The organism is Mizugakiibacter sediminis (assembly GCF_000953855.2).
Classification (GTDB): domain Bacteria; phylum Pseudomonadota; class Gammaproteobacteria; order Xanthomonadales; family Rhodanobacteraceae; genus Mizugakiibacter; species Mizugakiibacter sediminis.
This window is the reverse complement of record NZ_DF970134.1, coordinates 108,282-126,870: the sequence shown is the minus strand read 5'-3', so window position 1 is coordinate 126,870 and position 18,589 is coordinate 108,282. Positions and strand designations below refer to the sequence as shown.

22 protein-coding genes and 1 tRNA gene are annotated in these 18,589 nt (G+C 71.8%); 21 read left to right on the top strand and 2 right to left on the bottom strand.

The window, feature by feature from the left end; all coding sequences use genetic code 11:
- Positions 1-112: 112 nt before the first annotated feature.
- Complete coding sequence (locus MBSD_RS00895) at positions 113-637, bottom strand: RNA pyrophosphohydrolase (protein ID WP_062534171.1); 525 nt, start codon at positions 635-637, stop codon at positions 113-115.
- A gap of 135 nt (positions 638-772) precedes the next feature.
- Here MBSD_RS00895 and MBSD_RS00890 point away from each other — a divergent pair.
- The 13 genes from MBSD_RS00890 to glmU all read left to right on the top strand — a co-directional run bounded on the left by MBSD_RS00890 (position 773) and on the right by glmU (position 10,985).
- Positions 773-849: transfer RNA gene (locus tag MBSD_RS00890), tRNA-Met, on the top strand.
- A gap of 25 nt (positions 850-874) precedes the next feature.
- Positions 875-1,234, top strand: coding sequence for a 6-carboxytetrahydropterin synthase QueD (gene queD, locus MBSD_RS00885; protein WP_062534169.1), 360 nt, complete (start codon positions 875-877; stop codon positions 1,232-1,234).
- 163 nt (positions 1,235-1,397) lie between these two features.
- On the top strand, positions 1,398-1,781 hold the full coding sequence (locus tag MBSD_RS00880) for a phasin family protein (RefSeq protein WP_062534167.1): 384 nt from the start codon (positions 1,398-1,400) through the stop codon (positions 1,779-1,781).
- 353 nt (positions 1,782-2,134) lie between these two features.
- On the top strand, positions 2,135-2,497 hold the full coding sequence (locus MBSD_RS00875; RefSeq protein ID WP_062534165.1) for an ATP synthase subunit I: 363 nt from the start codon (positions 2,135-2,137) through the stop codon (positions 2,495-2,497).
- A gap of 3 nt (positions 2,498-2,500) precedes the next feature.
- Complete coding sequence (gene atpB / locus MBSD_RS00870; protein ID WP_062534163.1) at positions 2,501-3,310, top strand: F0F1 ATP synthase subunit A; 810 nt, start codon at positions 2,501-2,503, stop codon at positions 3,308-3,310.
- A gap of 45 nt (positions 3,311-3,355) precedes the next feature.
- A complete protein-coding gene (atpE, locus tag MBSD_RS00865) occupies positions 3,356-3,640 on the top strand; it encodes a F0F1 ATP synthase subunit C (protein WP_062534162.1) in 285 nt (94 codons plus the stop codon).
- Positions 3,641-3,718: 78 nt separating this feature from the next.
- A complete protein-coding gene (locus MBSD_RS00860; RefSeq protein ID WP_062534159.1) occupies positions 3,719-4,189 on the top strand; it encodes a F0F1 ATP synthase subunit B in 471 nt (156 codons plus the stop codon).
- Between the two features lie 2 nt (positions 4,190-4,191).
- Positions 4,192-4,725 carry a F0F1 ATP synthase subunit delta gene (locus MBSD_RS00855; protein WP_062534158.1) on the top strand — a complete coding sequence of 178 codons (534 nt, stop codon included), beginning with the start codon at positions 4,192-4,194 and terminating at the stop codon, positions 4,723-4,725.
- 90 nt (positions 4,726-4,815) lie between these two features.
- Entirely contained in the window at positions 4,816-6,363 is a 1,548-nt protein-coding gene (atpA, locus tag MBSD_RS00850; protein WP_062534156.1) for a F0F1 ATP synthase subunit alpha, read from the top strand.
- 89 nt (positions 6,364-6,452) lie between these two features.
- Entirely contained in the window at positions 6,453-7,370 is a 918-nt protein-coding gene (gene atpG, locus MBSD_RS00845) for a F0F1 ATP synthase subunit gamma (RefSeq protein WP_062534154.1), read from the top strand.
- 109 nt (positions 7,371-7,479) lie between these two features.
- Positions 7,480-8,913 carry a F0F1 ATP synthase subunit beta gene (gene atpD, locus MBSD_RS00840; RefSeq protein ID WP_062534152.1) on the top strand — a complete coding sequence of 478 codons (1,434 nt, stop codon included), beginning with the start codon at positions 7,480-7,482 and terminating at the stop codon, positions 8,911-8,913.
- Positions 8,914-9,074: 161 nt separating this feature from the next.
- Positions 9,075-9,500, top strand: a complete 426-nt coding sequence (locus MBSD_RS00835) for a F0F1 ATP synthase subunit epsilon (protein ID WP_062534151.1) — start codon at positions 9,075-9,077, stop codon at positions 9,498-9,500.
- A 108-nt stretch (positions 9,501-9,608) separates the two neighbouring features.
- Positions 9,609-10,985 carry a bifunctional UDP-N-acetylglucosamine diphosphorylase/glucosamine-1-phosphate N-acetyltransferase GlmU gene (gene glmU / locus MBSD_RS00830; RefSeq protein ID WP_062534149.1) on the top strand — a complete coding sequence of 459 codons (1,377 nt, stop codon included), beginning with the start codon at positions 9,609-9,611 and terminating at the stop codon, positions 10,983-10,985.
- 92 nt (positions 10,986-11,077) lie between these two features.
- Here the strand turns inward: glmU and MBSD_RS00825 are convergent, their stop codons facing one another.
- On the bottom strand, positions 11,078-12,088 hold the full coding sequence (locus MBSD_RS00825; RefSeq protein WP_062534147.1) for a chorismate transformation FkbO/Hyg5 family protein: 1,011 nt from the start codon (positions 12,086-12,088) through the stop codon (positions 11,078-11,080).
- 126 nt (positions 12,089-12,214) lie between these two features.
- Between MBSD_RS00825 and MBSD_RS00820 the strand changes: the two genes are divergently transcribed.
- Genes MBSD_RS00820 through fabG form a run of 8 tightly spaced genes read left to right on the top strand, consistent with a single transcriptional unit; the run spans position 12,215 to position 18,460 of the window.
- Entirely contained in the window at positions 12,215-12,484 is a 270-nt protein-coding gene (locus MBSD_RS00820; RefSeq protein ID WP_062534145.1) for a phosphopantetheine-binding protein, read from the top strand.
- A complete protein-coding gene (locus tag MBSD_RS00815) occupies positions 12,484-13,167 on the top strand; it encodes a COG4648 family protein (protein WP_062534143.1) in 684 nt (227 codons plus the stop codon). The genes MBSD_RS00820 and MBSD_RS00815 overlap by 1 nt, the downstream gene beginning before the upstream one ends.
- The gene (locus tag MBSD_RS00810; RefSeq protein ID WP_062534141.1) at positions 13,164-13,460 is read left to right on the top strand and encodes an ApeI family dehydratase; all 297 of its coding nucleotides are present in this window, start codon (positions 13,164-13,166) and stop codon (positions 13,458-13,460) included. Before MBSD_RS00815 ends, MBSD_RS00810 begins: the two co-directional genes overlap by 4 nt.
- A complete protein-coding gene (locus MBSD_RS00805; RefSeq protein ID WP_062534139.1) occupies positions 13,457-14,422 on the top strand; it encodes a lysophospholipid acyltransferase family protein in 966 nt (321 codons plus the stop codon). Before MBSD_RS00810 ends, MBSD_RS00805 begins: the two co-directional genes overlap by 4 nt.
- Positions 14,337-14,984 (top strand): LolA-related protein, encoded by a 648-nt coding sequence (locus tag MBSD_RS00800; RefSeq protein WP_062534137.1) that lies wholly within the window; start codon positions 14,337-14,339, stop codon positions 14,982-14,984. Before MBSD_RS00805 ends, MBSD_RS00800 begins: the two co-directional genes overlap by 86 nt.
- Positions 14,981-17,299 carry an MMPL family transporter gene (locus MBSD_RS00795; protein ID WP_187300522.1) on the top strand — a complete coding sequence of 773 codons (2,319 nt, stop codon included), beginning with the start codon at positions 14,981-14,983 and terminating at the stop codon, positions 17,297-17,299. The genes MBSD_RS00800 and MBSD_RS00795 overlap by 4 nt, the downstream gene beginning before the upstream one ends.
- Positions 17,283-17,726: a hotdog family protein gene (locus tag MBSD_RS00790; RefSeq protein ID WP_062534133.1), complete on the top strand. Its 444-nt coding sequence runs from the start codon at positions 17,283-17,285 to the stop codon at positions 17,724-17,726. The genes MBSD_RS00795 and MBSD_RS00790 overlap by 17 nt, the downstream gene beginning before the upstream one ends.
- On the top strand, positions 17,723-18,460 hold the full coding sequence (gene fabG / locus MBSD_RS00785; RefSeq protein ID WP_062534131.1) for a 3-oxoacyl-ACP reductase FabG: 738 nt from the start codon (positions 17,723-17,725) through the stop codon (positions 18,458-18,460). Before MBSD_RS00790 ends, fabG begins: the two co-directional genes overlap by 4 nt.
- Positions 18,461-18,589 lie beyond the last annotated feature (129 nt).

Sequence of the window (18,589 nt, the reverse complement as noted above, 5' to 3'; positions counted from 1 at the left end):
AGGCGCACCCCCACAACCCCCATCCCTCGCTGCGCGAGGGATCGTCGCCGCGCCAGCGACCGGCAGCGGCCGAGGCCGAACAGACGGGAGCGGGCGGGAGCGCCGCGCCGCCTCAGGCGGCGGCAAGCCCGCGCCGCGGCGGCGCCTGCAGCAGCACCTGGCAATGCGCCTCGACCACCGGCGCGAACTGGCGCAAGGCGCGCTCATAGACGCCGCGCTTGAACGCGACCACGTGCGCGGCCGGATACCAGAAGTCCACCCAGCGCCACAGATCGAACTCGGGCTTTGCCGAGGCGTCCAGACGCAGGTGCGAATCCTCGCCGCGGAAACGCAGCAGGAACCAGACCTGCTTCTGGCCGATGCACATCGGCCGTTCGTGGCGACGCAGGTAACGGCGCGGCAGACGGTAGCGCAGCCAGCCCGGCGTGGCGCCGAGCACCTCGACGTGCTCCGCGCGCAGCCCGGTTTCCTCCTCCAGCTCGCGGTACATCGCCTCGAGCGGCGTCTCGTCGCTGTGCATGCCGCCCTGCGGGAACTGCCAGCCGTCGCGGTTGACGCGGCGCGCCCAGAACACGCGGCCGTCGCCGTTGAGCAGGATGATGCCCACGTTGGGACGATAGCCGTCGGCGTCGATCATGCCGTTGTCACCTCGTGCTTGCGGCCCGATTCAACCACAGCCCGGAAAGCGGCGGCAAGGCGCGCCGCGTGCCCGCAGGCTTGACAGCGCGCGGCGCGGCACTACACTTGCGGCCCCTTCGCTTCGGGCACCTGTGGCTAGGTAGCTCAGATGGTTAGAGCGCGGCACTCATAATGCTGAGGTCGGCGGTTCGATCCCGCCCCTAGCCACCACAGGGGCGCCACCGCGCCCGCGCCGATGGACATCTTCAAGGTCTTCCACATCGAGGCGGCCCACCGGCTGCCGCACGTGCCGCCCGGGCACAAGTGCGCGCGGTTGCACGGGCATTCGTTCCGCATCGAGATCCACGTCGGCGGCGAGCCGGATCCGCGGCTCGGCTGGGTGATGGACTTCGGCGACATCAAGGCGGCGTTCGCGCCGCTGTTCGAGGCGCTGGACCACCGCTATCTCAACGACGTGCCGGGCCTCGAGAACCCGACCAGCGAGCAGCTGGCGCGCTGGGTCTGGGAGCGCCTCAAGCCCGCCCTGCCGGGGCTCAGCGCCGTCGTGGTGCACGAGACCTGCACGGCCGGCGCCCGTTATGCCGGCGGCTCGTGATGCGCCGCCGCAGATTCGCAAGACCCGCATAACCATCAGACAAACAATGGATACGCCGACTCAGGTCGGCGTTTTCCGCTTTGTTTGTCGGTCTGATGTTGCATTGCACAAAATTCCCTGCTAGGGTACGCCCATGACCCGGAACCGCCGAGAGGGCAACCCCATGATCGAGACGTGGCAGAAGCAGGCTTTCGCGTTCGGCAAGCAATTCGCCGACACTGCATTCAAGGCGCAGAACGCCGTGTTGAAGGGCTTCGAGCAGATCAGCGACGCCCAACTGAAGGCGCTGCAGGCGCAGACGGAGGCCACCGCGGCGTTCGTCGCCGAATCCGCCGACGTGCGCGACGCCGACGCCGCGCGCGCGCTGTGGAACAAGGGCCTCGACGTCGCCCGCGCCAACGCCGAGCAGGGCTATGTCGCCGGCCAGCAGGTCGTCGCCGTGGTGCTGAAGACCGCCGACGCACTGGGCGAACTGGCCCGTGCGCAGCTGAAGGCGGCCAACGAGGCGTTCACCGCCCCGGCCGCGGCGAAGAAGGCCGCACACTGAGGCCGCGCTCCGGCTTGCCGGAACCGCGCCGGGCCCGCTGACCGGCCCGGGCAAGAATCAACGTCAGAACGCCGCACGCACCCTCCCCGCCTGCGGCGTCTTGCGGCCGGACGGCCCCCGCCGTCCGGCCGCTTTTCTTTTGTCGCCGGCGCGCGGCGGACGGTCCGGCGACGCGACGCAAGCAGCGCGCGCCGCCGCGCCGCAACCCGCGCCGCACGCCCCTGCGGCAGTTTGTCGCAGGGCGTTTCAGGTTGCGGCGTCGCGACAGCGCCTGCTATCATTTTCAGGCTCGACCGTGGCTTGTTGGATGCACCGGGTGCGCCCTCGCGGCGACGCCCGCGCTGGAAGTCTGCGTGCTGAACTCTCTTGCCGCCGGCCGTCGTCTCGCCGCGCGCCTTCTGGCCGCGCAGCTGGGCGTGGCAGTGCTGGCGGCCCTTGCCTTCCTGGCGCAGGGATACCGCGCAGCGGTCGCTGCGGGCCTCGGCGCGCTGATGGTCGCCGCCGGCAACGCGCTGCTCGCGCTGCGCCTGTTCGGCCCGGGAGGCGCGGGACGCGCGCTCGCAGGTTTCCTGGTGGGAACGGTGCTCAAGTGGGCCGTGGTCCTCGGGGGACTGTATCTGGTTCTGGTCCGCTGGCGGCTGCCGCCGGCACCCGCGATCGCGGGGCTGGCGCTCGCGCTGGCGGTCAATCTGATGGCGCTCAGGTTCAAGGGTTAAGGCATGGCCAGCGAGGCACAGCAGGGCGGTCTCACCGAGTACATCCAGCATCACCTGACCCATCTCTCGCCGCACGTCAGCGCGGGCGGGTTCTGGTCGGTGCACCTGGATTCGCTGGCGGTCTCGCTGGTGCTCGGCGTGCTGTTCGTGCTGTGGTTCTGGGCCACCGCGCGCAAGGCCACGGCCGGCGTGCCGGGCAAGACCCAGGCCTTCATCGAGCTGGTGGTCGAGTTCGTCGACGGCCAGGTCAAGGACGTCTTCCACGGCGACCGCCGCTTCCTCGCCCCGCTGGCGCTGACCGTGTTCGTCTGGGTGTTCCTGATGAACGCGATGGACCTGCTGCCGGTCGACCTGCTGCCGTGGATCCTCGGCAAGTTCGGCGTCGGCCACTTCCGCGCCGTGCCCACCGCCGACGTCAACATGACCTTCGCGATGTCGCTGACGGTGCTGGTGCTGGTGATCTTCTACAGCTTCAAGGCCAAGGGCGTCGGCGGCTACCTGCACGAGCTGTTCACCGCGCCGTTCGGCGCCTTCCCGCTGCTGTGGCCGTTCAACTTCGCGCTGAACCTGGTCGAGCTGGCCGCCAAGCCGGTCAGCCTGGCGATGCGACTGTTCGGCAACATGTACGCCGGCGAGCTGGTGTTCATGCTGATCGCCGGCCTGCTCGGCGCCGGCAGTTGGGCGCTGTTCGGCCTCGGCGTGATCGGCTACACCGCCTGGGGCATCTTCCACATCCTGATCATCAGCATCCAGGCCTTCATCTTCATGGTGCTGACGGTCGTGTACATCTCGATGGCGCACGACCACCACTGATTCCGTTCCCAACCCATCCAAAGCCTTCACCGCAAGGAGTTCGTCATGGAGCAGCTCGTTCAGTACGTCGCCCAGGTCCAGGCCTTCACCGCGCTGGGTCTCGGCCTGATCATCGGCCTCGGCGCGATCGGCGCCTGCATCGGCATCGGCATCATGGGCTCGAAGTTCCTCGAGTCGGCCGCGCGCCAGCCGGAACTGGTGCCGATGCTGCAGGGCCGCATGTTCCTGCTCGCCGGCCTGATCGACGCGGCGTTCCTGATCGGCGTGGCGCTGGCGATGTACTTCGCCGTGGCCAACCCGCTGCTGGCCAAGCTCGGCGGCGCGGGCTGAGCGCGCCGCGCGAAGCCGATCCCGGCACGGGCGCCGCGCCGCCCGTGCCCATCCGTGTAACGACCAGGTAGCGCACCGATGGAATTCAATGCGACCCTGCTTGGCGAAGTGATTTCCTTCGCCATCCTGATCTGGTTCTGCGTCCAGTTCATCTGGCCGCACATCCTCAATGCCATCGAGGAGCGCCAGAAGAAGATCGCCGAAGGCCTGGCCGCCGCCGAACGCGCGCGCGCCGAGCTGAAGGACGCCGACGCCCGCGTCGCCGAGGAGATCAAGAAGGCGCGCCAGCAGGCCGCCGAGATCATCGACAAGGCGCAGCAGCAGGCCAACCAGATCCTCGACAAGGCGCGCGAGGACGCCATCGCCGAGCTGAACCGGCAGAAGGCCGCGGCGCAGGCCGAGATCGACAGCATGGCGCAGCGCGCGCGCGAGGCGCTGCGCGAGCAGGTCGGCGCGCTGGCGGTCAAGGGCGCGGAAAAGATCATCCAGCGCGAAATCGACGCGCGCGCCCACAAGGCGCTGCTCGACCAGCTGGCCGCCGAGATCTGACCATGGCGCAGGCGCTCACCCTCGCTCGACCCTACGCGCGCGCCGCCTTCGAGCTGGCGCAGGCGCAGGGCGTGCTGCCGGCGTGGTCCGCGCAGCTCGGTTTCGCCGCCGCGGTGGCGGCGGATCCGCGCGTGGCCAGCCTCGGCAACGATCCGCGCGTCAAGGCCGAACAGCTGGTGGCGCTGCACCTGCCGCCGGAAGTCGGCGCCGACCAGCCGTTCGCGCGCTTCCTCGGCGAGCTGGCGGCGCACCGCCGCCTCGGCCTGCTGCCGGAAGTGGCCGCGCTGTTCGACGAGCTCAAGCGCGAGGCCGAGTCCAGGCTGAAGGTGAAGGTCAGCAGCGCGCTGGCGCTGGACGACGGGCAGGCGGACGCGCTGAAGCAGGCGCTGAAGCGGCGCTACCGGCGCGAGATCGAGCTGGACGTGCGCATCGATCCGGCGCTGATCGGCGGCGTGGTGATCGACACGGGCGAGCAGGTGATCGACGGTTCGGCGCGCGGACGCCTCGCGCAGCTGGCCGGCGCACTGACGCACTGATGCAACAACGCGGCGGCCGCGGCCGCCGCGACGACCGAATTTCAATTTGACGATGGGCCGTCCGGCGGCACGCGTATAGGGAAACCACCCATGCAGACCTCTCTGAATCCGTCCGAGATCAGCGAACTGATCAAGACCCGCATCGAGCAATTCAAGCTCGCCGCGGAAGCGCGCAACGAGGGCACCGTCATCAGCGTGTCCGACGGCATCGTGCGCATCCACGGCCTCGCGGACGTGATGCAGGGCGAAATGATCGAGCTGCCGAACAACACCTTCGCGCTGGCGCTGAACCTGGAGCGCGACTCGGTGGGCGCGGTGGTGCTCGGCGACTACGAGCACCTGCGCGAGGGCGACATCGCCAAGACCACCGGCCGCATCCTCGAGGTGCCGGTGGGCGAAGGCCTGCTCGGCCGCGTCGTCGACGCGCTGGGCAATCCGATCGACGGCCGCGGCCCGGTGCAGGCGCAGGGTACCAGCCCGATCGAGAAGGTCGCGCCGGGCGTGATCTGGCGCAAGTCGGTGTCGCAGCCGGTGCAGACCGGCTACAAGTCAGTCGACTCGATGATCCCGATCGGCCGCGGCCAGCGCGAGCTGATCATCGGCGACCGCCAGACCGGCAAGACCGCGCTCGCGGTCGACACGATCATCAACCAGAAGGGCACCGGCATCAAATGCATCTACGTGGCGATCGGCCAGAAGCAGAGCTCGATCGCCAACGTGGTGCGCAAGCTGGAAGAGCACGGCGCGCTGGCGCACACCATCATCGTCGCCGCCTCGGCGTCCGACTCCGCGGCGATGCAGTACATCGCCCCGTACGCCGGCTGCGCGATGGGCGAGTACTTCCGCGACCGCGGCGAGGACGCGCTGATCATCTACGACGACCTCACCAAGCAGGCCTGGGCGTACCGCCAGATCTCGCTGCTGCTGAAGCGCCCGCCGGGCCGCGAGGCGTACCCGGGCGACGTGTTCTACCTGCACTCGCGCCTGCTCGAGCGCGCCGCGCGCGTCAACGAAGCCTACGTCGAGCGCGCCACCAACGGCGCGGTGAAGGGCAAGACCGGCTCGCTGACCGCGCTGCCGATCATCGAGACCCAGGCCGGCGACGTCTCCGCGTTCGTGCCGACCAACGTGATCTCGATCACCGACGGCCAGATCTTCCTCGAGACCGACCTGTTCAACGCCGGCATCCGTCCGGCGGTGAACGCCGGCATCTCGGTGTCGCGCGTCGGCGGCGCGGCGCAGACCAAGATCGTGAAGAAGCTGTCCGGCGGCGTGAAGCTGGCGCTGGCGCAGTTCCGCGAGCTGGCCGCGTTCGCGCAGTTCGCCTCCGACCTCGACGCCGCCACCCGCGCCCAGCTCGAGCGCGGCCAGCGCGTCACCGAGCTGATGAAGCAGAAGCAGTACGCGCCGCTGTCGATCGCCGAGCTGGCGATCTCGATCTACGCCGCCGAGAAGGGCTACCTGGACGACCTGCCGGTCGCGCAGATCCTGCCGTTCGAGAAGGCGCTGCACGCGTTCATGCACCAGAACCACGGCGAGCTGATGAAGAAGATCGTGGCCACCGGCGACTGGAACGACGAGATCGAGGGCACCTTCAAGAAGGCGCTCGAGGAATTCAAGAAGACCGGAAGCTGGTAAGGAGCCGGGAGCAGGGTTGAGGGAGCAGGGTCGTCCGCTCCTCCTGCTCCCCGACCCTGCTTCCTGGGCGAGCATAGCGAGCGAATCGAATGGCAGGCGCTAGAGAAATCCGCACCAAGATCCGCAGCGTGCAGAACACCCGCAAGGTGACGCGCGCGCTGGAGATGGTCTCGGCCTCGAAGATCCGCAAGGCGCAGGACCTGATGAAGGCCTCGCGGCCGTACGCGCGCCTGATGCGGCAGGTGATCGGCCACATCGCCCACGCCAACGTCGAGTACCGGCATCCGTTCCTCGTCGAGCGCGAGGCGGTCAGGCGCGTCGGCTACGTGATCGTCTCCACCGACCGCGGCCTGTGCGGCGGCCTGAACTCCAACCTGTTCCGCAAGCTGCTCGCGGAGATGCGCGAGTGGCAGGCCAAGGGCGTCGAGATCGACGTCGTCGCGATCGGCCAGAAGGCCACGCAGTTCTTCAAGCGCCTCAAGGTCAACATGATCGGCTCGGCGACGCACCTCGGCGAGCGTCCCAAGGTCGAGCAGCTGATCGGCGTGATCAAGGTGATGCTGGACGCCTACAACGACGGCCGCGTCGACCGCGTGTTCCTCTGCTTCAACGACTTCGTCAACACGATGACGCAGAAGCCGCACGTCGAGGCGCTGCTGCCGCTGTCGGCGGCCGCGGCGGAAATGGCGTCGGCGGGCCCGTCCGAGATCAACTGGCCGGCGCCCGCGCTGAGCGCCAAGCGCGACCACGACTGGGACTACATCTACGAGCCGGACGCCGAGACCGTGCTCGACCACGTGCTGCAGCGCTACATCGAGTCGCTGGTGTACCAGGCGGTGCTGGAGAACCTGGCCAGCGAGCACGCCGCGCGCATGGTGGCGATGAAGAGCGCGTCGGACAACGCGACCAAGCTGATCGACACGCTGACGCTGATCTACAACAAGGCGCGCCAGGCGGCGATCACCCAGGAAATCTCGGAAATCGTCAGCGGCGCAGCGGCGGTGTGATTCCGGTCAACGGTCAAAGGTCGAAGGTCAAGAAGCCCTGTCGCTCCGACCCGACCGACTTTTGACCTTTGACTTTCAACGCATTCAATCCGTTTCAGGAGTGGCCAACATGAGCCAGGGCAAAGTTGTTCAGATCATCGGCGCGGTGGTGGACGTCGAGTTTCCGCGCGGCCAGGTGCCGAAGGTGTACGACGCGCTGAAGATCGACGGCACCGAGATCACGCTCGAGGTGCAGCAGCAGCTCGGCGACGGCGTCGTGCGCACGATCGCGCTCGGCTCCACCGACGGCCTGAAGCGCGGCCTGGTGGCGCGCAATACCGGCGAGGGCATCAAGGTGCCGGTCGGCAAGGGCACGCTGGGCCGCATCATGAACGTGCTCGGCGAGCCGATCGACGAGGTCGGCCCGATCCAGACCCAGGACCACTGGGTGATCCACCGTCCGGCGCCGTCCTACGACGAGCAGGCCGCGGCCAACGAACTGCTCGAGACCGGCATCAAGGTGATCGACCTGATCTGTCCGTTCGCCAAGGGCGGCAAGGTCGGCCTGTTCGGCGGCGCCGGCGTCGGCAAGACCGTCAACATGCTCGAGCTGATCAACAACATCGCCACGCAGCACTCCGGCCTGTCGGTGTTCGCCGGCGTGGGCGAGCGCACCCGCGAAGGCAACGACTTCTACCACGAGATGATCGAGGCGGGCGTGGTCAAGCTCGACAACCTGCCCGAGTCGAAGGTGGCGATGGTCTACGGCCAGATGAACGAGCCGCCGGGCAACCGCCTGCGCGTCGCCCTGACCGGCCTGACCATGGCCGAGTACTTCCGCGACGAGAAGGACGAGCACGGCAAGGGCCGCGACGTGCTGCTGTTCATCGACAACATCTACCGCTACACCCTGGCCGGCACCGAGGTGTCCGCGCTGCTCGGCCGCATGCCGTCGGCGGTGGGCTACCAGCCGACGCTGGCCGAGGAAATGGGCGTGCTGCAGGAGCGCATCACCTCCACCAAGACCGGCTCGATCACCTCGATCCAGGCCGTGTACGTGCCCGCGGACGACCTCACCGACCCCTCGCCGGCCACCACATTCGCGCACCTCGACTCCACCGTCACGCTGAGCCGCCAGATCGCCGCGCTGGGCATCTACCCGGCGGTGGATCCGCTGGATTCGACCAGCCGCCAGCTCGACCCGAACGTGATCGGCGTGGAGCACTACGAGGTCGCGCGCAAGGTGCAGGGCACGCTGCAGCGCTACAAGGAGCTGAAGGACATCATCGCCATTCTCGGCATGGACGAGCTGTCGGAAGAGGACAAGCTGACCGTCTACCGCGCGCGCAAGTGCGAGCGCTTCTTCTCGCAGCCGTTCCACGTCGCCGAGGTGTTCACCGGCGCGCCCGGCAAGTACGTGCCGCTCAAGGAAACCATCCGCGGCTTCAAGATGATCGTCGAGGGCGAGTGCGACCACCTGCCGGAGCAGGCGTTCTACATGGTCGGCGGCATCGACGAGGTGTTCAAGAAGGCCGAGGAGATGGGCGCCGCGAAGGCGGCGTGAGCGAACCGCGGACGGACGCGACCCGCACGCGTTCGTCCGTCGACCGGCGTCAAAGGTCGAGGGTCGATGGAAAGACCGGAGACATCGGCGCCGGCCGTGCAGGATCGACCTTTGACCTTTGACTTTTGACCCCGCGCACGCCGCAGCATCGAGATACGACCATGGCATCCACCATTCGTTGCGACATCGTCAGCGCCGAAGCCGAGATCTTCCACGGCGACGCGCAGATGGTGGTCGCCACCGGCGAGATGGGCGAGCTCGGCATCGCGCCGCGCCACGCGCCGCTGATCACCCGCCTCAAGCCGGGCCAGGTGCGCGTCATCCTGGAGAACGGCGAGGAGCAGTTCTTCTACGTCTCCGGCGGCATCCTCGAGGTGCAGCCGCAGGTGGTCACCGTGCTGGCCGATACCGCGATCCGCGCCGCCGACCTCGACGAGGCCGCGGCGAAGCGCGCCAAGGAAGACGCCGAGCGCGCCCTGGCCGACCGCAGCGACGCTATGGAGATCGCCGAGGCGCAGGCCAAGCTGGCCGAGGCCGTGGCCCAGCTGCAGGCACTGGAGCGCCTGCGCCGCTCGCTGAAGCACTGAGCCCCGCCGCCCGCCGATGGCCATCGCGACGCCGGCGTCCTGCCGGCGTTCGCGTTTCTGCGCGCCATGTTTTCCGCTAACGTTGGCGGAGCAGGGGGAGGGAACCTGATGAAAGCCATGGCACCGCTGCACGTGATCGTCCTCGCCGCCGGCGAGGGCAAGCGCATGAAATCCGACCGGCCGAAGGTGCTGCTGCCGCTGGCCGGTCGGCCGATGCTGGCGCACGTGCTGGACGCCGCGCGCGCGCTTTCGCCGGCCGCGATCCACGTCGTCCACGGCCACCGCGGCGAGCAGGTGCGCGAAGCCTTCGCCGCCGAGCGCGATCTCGGCTGGGTGCACCAGGCCGAGCAGCTCGGCACCGGCCACGCCGTGCGCCTGGCGCTGGAGCGCGTGCAGGCACAGGCGCGCGTGCTGGTGCTGTACGGCGACGTGCCGCTGATCCGCAGCGAGACGCTGCAGTCCCTGGTCGACGCCGCCGAGCCGCTGGCGGCGCTGGTCGCCGAACTGGACGATCCGCGCGGCTACGGCCGCGTGATCCGCGACGGCCTGGGCCACGTGCGCGCGGTGATCGAGGAGAAGGACGCCACGCCCGACGAGCGCGTCATCCGCCTGGTCAACACCGGCATCCTCGCCGCCGACGCGCGCCGCCTGCGCGTGTGGGTGGCCAACCTGTCCAACGCCAACGCGCAGCACGAGTACTACCTCACCGACGTGTTCGCGCAGGCCGCCGAGGAGCGCACGCCGGCGCGCGCGATCGACGCCGCCGACCCCGCCGAGGCGTTCGGCGCCAACGACCCCTGGCAGCTCGCCGATCTGGAGCGGCGCCTGCGCCTGCGCAACGCGCGCGAACTGGCGCTGGCCGGCGTGCGCCTCGCCGATCCGGCGCGCTTCGACCTGCGCGGCCGCGTGCACGCCGGCCGCGACGTCGAGATCGACGTCGACGTGATCCTGGAAGGCGAGGTGACGCTCGGCGACGGCGTACGCATCGGCCCGTTCTGCCGCATCCGCAACGCCACGCTCGGCCCGGGCACGGTGGTGCACGCGCACTGCGACATCGACGGCGCCAACGCCGCCGGCGGCTGCCTGATCGGCCCGTTCGCGCGCCTGCGCCCGGGCACCGTGCTGGCCGCCGGCGCGCACCTCGGCAACTTCGTCGAGGCGAAGAACGCGCGCATCGGCGCGGGCAGCAAGGCCAATCATCTTTCCTATCTCGGCGACGCCGAGATCGGCGCCGAGGTCAACGTCGGCGCCGGCACCATCACCTGCAATTACGACGGCGTCCGCAAGCACCGCACGGTGATCGGCGACGGCGCCTTCATCGGCTCGAACAGCGCCCTGGTCGCGCCGGTGACGATCGGCGCCGGCGCCACCATCGGCGCCGGCTCGGTGATCGGCAAGGACGCGCCTCCCGGCGAACTGACCGTGGCGCGCGCACGCCAGACCACCATTCCGGGCTGGCGGAGGCCGAAGAAGGGCGGGGAGTAGGGGAAGCAGGGAGCAGGGGTGAAAACCCTTGGCTCGCGTTTCCGGTTTGCGTGCACGCGGCGGCTGCGTTCTCCCCGCTCCCCGGCAGCTCCCTACTCCCTGCTCCCTACTCCCTTCACCGCTGCTCCCCGCTCCCCGCTCTCGAAGCGCCAACCGTCGATCTCGACCAGCAGGTCGCGGCGGCAGATGTCGCCCTGCAGCAGCAGGCGCGGCACCTCGGGCGCGAGACGCGCCCGCAGCCGTGCGGCGATCGCGCGCGCGTCGCGCGGCTCGCGCACGTACACTTTGAGCGGCGATGCCGCATCGAAACCCGACGCGAGGCCCGCCGCCGCCTGCAAGGCGTCGAGGTTGGCCAGGGTTTCGTCGAGCTGGGCCAGCACGTCGCCGGCATGCCGCGTGGCGTGGCCGACCACCGCCGCGGTGCCGGAAATCGCCAGGCCGGTCTCGCCCGGCAGGCGCTCGGCGCGCGCGAAGGTGGGCGCGGTCGGGCCGTACTGGCGCGGATAGCGCCAGGCGCTGACCTGGCGCGGATTCTCCACGGCGACGCCGGGCGCGGTCGCCGCCAGCCAGTACACCTGCAGCAATCCGGGCGCGCCGCCGTGACCGATCGCGGTGGCGGCGGGATAGGCCGCGAAGTACGGCGCCATGCCGCGCGCGCGGCCGCTGCAGAAGCGCCGGTAGTGTTCGTCGTCGCCCTCGCCGGCGTTGATCGCGCCGAGGTAGTTCCAGATGCGCTGCACGTGGCGCTCCGGGCGCGCCGCGGTGAATGCGCCGAGCCGGCGGTAGGCGTATTCCGCGGCCGCCTCGGCGCCGCCGTGCGCGGCCTCGTCCAGCTCGATCGCCGCGTACAGCCAGCCGCCGCCGGCGGCCCAGCGCACCGCGCCGTCGCGGCCGTAGCTGACCGCCGCGTCGACGACCCACTGCTCGTGCGGCACGGCGTCCTGCAGCGGCGCCAGCGGCACGCGCAGCGCGCGCGGATCGGCCGACGTCGCGGCCCCGGCGCCGAAGCCGATCAGGGCCAGCGTGCCGGGATCGTCGAGCAGCCGCGGCGCGTCGTCGCTGCGGTAGCGCACCGCGAACGGCGCGAGCGCCGGCGCGGTCATCGCGCCTCCGGCAGGCGGTCACGGGGGAAAGGGACGCTGGCAGCCATGCGGATCCGGGTCGGCAAAGCCGCCTATGATACACTTCGGGGTCTTGTCGCCAGGGGGGCGGCAACGGAGCACCACCGCATGACCGAGCAGACCGCCGCCGAGCGCGAACTCGCCGAACTGATCGTCACCAGCCTCAATCTCGACGGCGTCGCCCCCGACGACATCGGCCCCGAAGCGCCGCTGTTCGGCGGCGCGCTGGGGCTCGACTCGATCGACGCCCTGGAAATCGCGCTGGCCGTGTCCAAGCGCTACGGCTTCCAGTTGCGCTCGGACAACCCCGACAACCAGCGCATCTTCGGCAGCCTGCGCGCGCTGGCCGAGCACATCCAGCAGCATCGTCTGCAGTGATGAACCTGCGCGGCGCTTCCGCCGTCGCGCTCGTGCTGGCGTGGCCGCTGGTCGCCCACGTCGCCGTCACCCGGCGCGAGCCGCGCAGCGCGGCGTTGTGGACGCTGGCGCTGATCGGCCTGCCGCTGCTGCCGGCGCTGCTGCGCGCCCGGCCCTGGGCCTGGCTGGCGTGGGCCGCGGCGGCGCTGGCGCTGTGGGCGCTGGCGCAGGCGCACCTCGCCACGCTGCCGGCCTACCTGCTGCCCGCGTTGCTGCCCGCCGCCGGCGCCATCGTCTTCGCCGACAGCCTGCGCGCCGGCGCCGAGCCGCTGGTGACGCGGTTCGTGCGCATCAGCGAGGGCGCCGCCGTGGCCGCCGATCCGGTCGTGCGGCGCTATACCCGCGCGGTGACGCGCTGCTGGGCCTGGCTGCTCGGCGCGTTGGCCGCGCTGGCGCTCGGCCTCGCCATGCTGGCGGTGCCGGACGGCCTGCTGGCCGGCTTCGGCATGGCGCCGCGCTGGGCGCTGCCGCGCGCGTACTGGAGCCTGTGGGTGAACGGCCTCGCCTATGTCGTGCTGGCGCTGGCGTTCGTGCTGGAATACGCCGTGCGCCGCCGTGCGCTCGCCCACGTGCCGCGCCGGGGATTCGTCGCGTTCCTGCGGGAACTGGCGCGACACTGGCCGGAATTGCGCCGCCGCCGATGAGCACCGCCTATCGCGAAAGCTTTTGCATCGACGCCGACCACCCGGCGCTGCCCGGCCATTTCCCCGGCCGGCCGCTGGTGCCCGGCGTGTTGCTGCTGGAGCAGGTGGCGCTGGCGCTGGCGCGCTGGCGCGGCCAGCGGCTGGCCAGACTGGTCGAGGCCAAGTTCGCCGCGCCGCTGCGGCCGGGCGAGGAGGCCACGGTGGAACTGCACGAGGCCGGCGCGCGCGTGCGCTTCGCCGTGCTGCGCGGCGGCACGCTGCTGGCGCGAGGGCAGATCGAGGGGGCGCGATGACGGTGGCGCAATGGCAGGGCCGCAGGGAAGGCGGCGGACGCTTCGCCCTGTGGCTGATCCGCACGATCGGGCTGACCTGCGGACGCGGCTTCGCGCGCCTGATCCTCTACCCGATCACGCTGTACTTCTTCTGCCGCCGCGGCCACGAGCGCCGCGCCTCGCGCGCCTATCTCGGCCGCGTGCTGGGCCGCCCGGTCGGCGCGCTCGAGGTGATGCGCCACATCCACGCCTTCGCCTCGATCACCCTCGACCGCGTGTTCCTGCTGGCGCGCGGCATGCGCGGCTTCGACATCGAGATCGTCGGTCTTTCGGCGTTGGAAGCGCGGCTCGACGGCGGCCGCGGCGTGCTGCTGCTCGGCGCCCACGTCGGCAGCTTCGAGGTGCTGCGCGTGCTGGCGCTGAAGCGGCCGCAGATCCCGCTGCGGGTGGTGTTGGACAAGGCGCAGACGCCGGTATTGACCGAGCTGCTGGAAGCGCTGGCGCCGGAGATCGGCCACAACGTGATCGACGCCTCGCGCGGCGGCACCGAGGTGGTGCTGGCGATGCACGAGGCGGCGCGACGCGGCGCGATGATCGCCCTGCTCGGCGACCGCGGCCGCGCCCGCGAGACGATGCGCCACGTGCCGTTCCTCGGCGCGCCGGCGCCGTTCCCCGCCGCGCCGTGGCTGATCGCCTCGACGCTGCGCCTGCCGGTGGTGCTGTGCTTCGGCCTGTACCTCGGCGGCAACCGCTACCGGCTGATCTTCGAACCGTTCGTCGAGGACGCGACGATCCCGCGCGAGGGCCGCCAGGCCGCGCTCGATGCGCTCATCCGCCGTTATGCCGCGCGCCTGGAGGCTATGGTGCGCGAGCATCCCTACAACTGGTTCAACTTCTATGATTTCTGGGACCACCCTGCGCCTGGCCACGGCGCTGACGCTGGCCGCGCTGGCGCCGCCGATCTGCGCGGCGACCTCGCCTGAGGCGCTGGTCGCCTCGCTGGCGCGGCCGGCGCCGGCGCGCACCGCGTTCACCGAGGTGCGCTTCCTCGGCATGCTCGAGCGCCCGCTGGTGCTGACCGGCGAGCTCGCCTGGCTGGGCGGCGACCGCCTGCGGCGCAGCGTCGCCTCGCCCTACCGCGAGCAGTCCGACATCGCCGACGACACGCTGCGCGTGCAGCGCGACGGACGACCGCCGCGGGAAATGCCGCTGGCGCGCGCGCCCGAGCTGAAGGGGCTGCTGCTGAGCTTCCAGGCGCTGCTGTCCGGCGACGCCGCCGCGCTCGCCGGCGCGTTCGAGCTGCGCGCCGACGGCGACGGCGCGCACTGGACCCTGCACCTGGTGCCGCGCGACGCCGCGCTGCGCCGGCGCGTCGGCGCGATCACCGTCGACGGCAGCGCGCGCGAGCCGCGCTGCCTCAGCCTCGACGAGGCCGACGGCGACGCCACCGTGACCCTGCTCGGCGCCGCGGCGGAGCCGCTGCCCCCGGCGCACGTCACCCGCGCCGAACTCGCCGCGCGCTGCAGCGGGGCCGCCGCGCGGTGAGCCTGCGCGCGCGCATCGTCCTGTTGGCGCTGTGGCTGACGGCGCTGGTCGCGCTCGGCGCCGGCGTGGCGACGCATCTTCGCGTCGGCAGCGACCTGCGCAGCTTCATGCCGCCGCCGGCCACGCCCGACCAGAAGCTGCTGATGGACGCGATCGGCGAAGGCCCCGGTTCGCGGCTGCTGTTGATCGCGCTGTCCGGCGCCCCGCCGGAACGCCTGGCCGCGCTGAGTCGCGGTCTCGCCGCCGCGCTGCGCCGCGATCCGCACTTCGAGCAGGTCGGCAACGGCGCCTTCGACGCCGGCCTGCTCGACGGCCAGCTGCTGCCCTACCGCTACCTGCTGTCGCCGACGCTGGACGCGCAGCCGCTCGACGCCGCCTACCTGCGCGACCAGCTCGAGCAGCGCCTCGACGACCTCGGCTCGCCCGCCGCCGCGCTGCTGAAGCCGCTGCTGCCGCGCGACCCCACCCTGGAGACGCTGAAGCTGGCCGAACGCTGGGCGCCGGCGAAGTCGCCGCAACTGCGCGACGGCGTGTGGTTCTCGCCGCAGGGCGAGGCGCTGCTGGTCGCGCAGACGCGCGCGCCCGGCTTCGACCCGGCCGCGCAGGGCGAGGCGCAGACGGCGCTGCGCCGCGCCTTCGCCGCGCTGCCCGGCGCCGGCGGCGCGCGGCTCGCGCTGAGCGGCCCCGGCTACTTCACCGTCGAGGCCAGCACGCGCACGCGCGCCGAGGCCGACCGCATCGGCCTCGTTTCCACGCTCGGCTTCGCGCTGATGCTGTTCGCCGCCTACCGCAGCCTCGCCGTGCCGGCGCTGATCGCGCTGCCGCTGGCGAGCGGCGCGCTGGCCGGCCTGGCCGCGCTGGTGCTGGGCTTCGGCGCGGTGCACGGCATCACCCTGGCGTTCGGCTTCACCCTGCTCGGCGTCGCCCAGGAATATCCGATCCGCGTGCTCAGCCACCGCCGCGCCGGCGCCACGGCGCTGGCCAGCGTGCGCGACCTGTGGCCGCTGCTGCTCACCGCGATCGCTTCCGCCTGCATCGCCTATCTGGCCTTCTACGCCTCCGGCGTGAACGGCCTCGAGCAGCTCGCGGTGTTCACCATCGTCGGCCTGCTGGTGGCCGGCTTCGCCACCCGCTACCTGCTGCCGCGCGTGCTGCCCGCGCGCTTCCGCGACGCCGCCGACACCCCAGGCCTGGATGCGCTGTGGCGCCGGCTGCGCGCGCTGCCGCGGCCGCGCTGGCTGCCGGCGCTGCTGGCCGCGGCCGTCGCCGCGGCGATCGCGCTGGCGCCGGGCCCGTTCTGGCAGAACGATCTCGCCGCGCTGACGCCGCTGCCGCAGCCGCTGCTCGCGCGCGACGCCGCGCTGCGCGCCGCGCTGGGCGCGCCCGACGTGCGCTACCTGCTGGTGATCGAGGCGGCCGACGCCGACGGCGTGCTGGCCGCCTCCGAGCGCCTGGCGCCGCAGCTCGACGCGCTGGTCGCGCGGCACGCGCTGGACGCCGTCGAGCTGCCCTCGCGCTACCTGCCCAGCGTCGCCACGCAGCGCGCGCGCCAGGCACGGCTGCCCGACCGCGCGGCGCTCGAGACCGCGCTGGCCGAGGCGCAGGCGGAGCTGCCGTACAAGCCGGGGCTGTTCGCGCCGTTCGTCGCCGACGTCGAGGCCGCGCGCACGCTGCCGCCGCTGACGCCGGCGCGGTTCGCGCGCACGCCGCTGGGCGCGCGCCTCGACGCCATGCTGGTGCCGCGCGGCGGCGGCTGGCTCGGCCTCGCCACGCTGACCGGCGTGCACGACGCCGAAGCGCTGCGCGCCTGGGCCGCGACGACCGGCGGCGCCGCGCGCCTGCTCGACCTCAAGGCCGCCTCGGAATCGCTGGTCGCCGCCTATCGCGTGCGCATCCTGCGCGCGCTCGCCGTCGCCGCCGCGCTGCTGGTGCTGACGGTGACGCTGGCGCTGCGCGGCGCGCGCCGCGCCTGGCACGTGCTGGCGCCGATGACGCTGGCCACCTTCCTGGTGCTGGCGGTGCTGCGCGCCTGCGCGGTGCCGCTGTCGCTGTTCCACCTGGTCGCGCTGATCCTCGCCGCCGGCCTCGGCCTGCACTACGCGCTGTTCTTCGAGCGCGACGTCGGCGACGCCGCCGAGCAGCGCCGCACGCTGCACGCCACGCTGGTGTGCGTGGCCTCGGCGGTGCTGGTGTTCGGCATGCTGGGCTGGTCGTCGCTGCCGGTGCTGCGCGCGATCGGCGTCACCGTCGCGCTCGGCGTCGGCTTCCATTTCTGTCTATCCATCCTGATGGCGCCGCATGCTCGCCAGGACTGACTGGGCACCGCTGATCCCGCACGCCGGCGCGATGGTGCTGCTGGACGCGGTGCTCGACTACGACGCCACACGCATCCACGCGCTGAGCGAAGCGCACCTGCGCGCCGAGCACCCGCTGCGCCGCGGCGGCCGCGTGCACGCCGTGCACCTGTGCGAAGTCGGCGCGCAGGCGATGGCGGTGCACGGGGCGCTGCTGGCGCGCGCGCGCGGCGAAACCGCGCCGCGCCCCGGCCTGCTGGTGGCGCTGCGCGACGTCGCCCTGCACGTGGACACGCTGGACGGCATCGCCGATCCTGTCGACGTCCACGCCGAATGCCTGCTGGCCGACGCCGGCGGCGCGCAGTACGCATTCCGCGTCGAGCACCGCGGGCGCGTGCTGGCCGCGGGCCGCGCGGCGGTGATCCATCCGTCCGGAGATGCCGCATGAACGCAACCGCTTCCCCGCGCCGCGCGCTGGTCACCGGCGGCAGCGGCGATCTCGGCGGCGCGATCTGCCAGGCGCTGGCGACGCAAGGCTGGCACGTGATCGTGCACGCGCACGCCAACGGCGAACGCGCGCGCGCGGTGGTGGAGACGATCCGCGCCGCCGGCGGCCACGCCGAGGCGGTGGTCTTCGACGTCGCCGTCGCCGACGCCGCGGGCGCCGCGCTGGAGACCCTGCTCGCCGCCGGCCCGATCCACGCGCTGGTGCACAACGCCGGCGTCCACGACGACGCGCCGCTGGCCGGCATGCGCGCCGCGCAGTGGCACCGCGTGATCGACGTCTCGCTGCACGGCTTCTTCCACACCGTGCAGCCGCTGCTGCTGCCGATGGCGCGCGCGCGCTTCGGCCGCGTCGTCGCCATCGGCTCGGTCGCCGCCGTGCTCGGCAACCGCGGCCAGGCCAACTACGCCGCCGCCAAGGCCGCGCTGCACGGCGCGGTGAAGTCGCTGGCGCGCGAGATGGGCTCGCGCGGCATCACCGCCAACGTGGTCGCCCCCGGCATCATCGCCGGGCGCATGACCGCGGGGCTGTTCACGCCGGAGCAGGTGCGGGCGCTGGTGCCCGCCGGCCGCGTCGGCACGCCGCAGGAAGTCGCGGCGGTGGTCGCCTTCCTGTGCTCGGACGCCGCCGCCTACGTCAACGGCCAGGTGATCGGCGTCAACGGCGGCATGGGGTGAAGTCGCTGGCGCGCCGGCGCGGCCTGCGGCATGCTGCGGCTCCGGGCCGGCACCCTTCGCCACGGCCCGCCGAAGGAGGAGAGCCGCATGCGCAGCCCCGTCTTCGCCCGTCCGCCGGTAGCCGCCGTG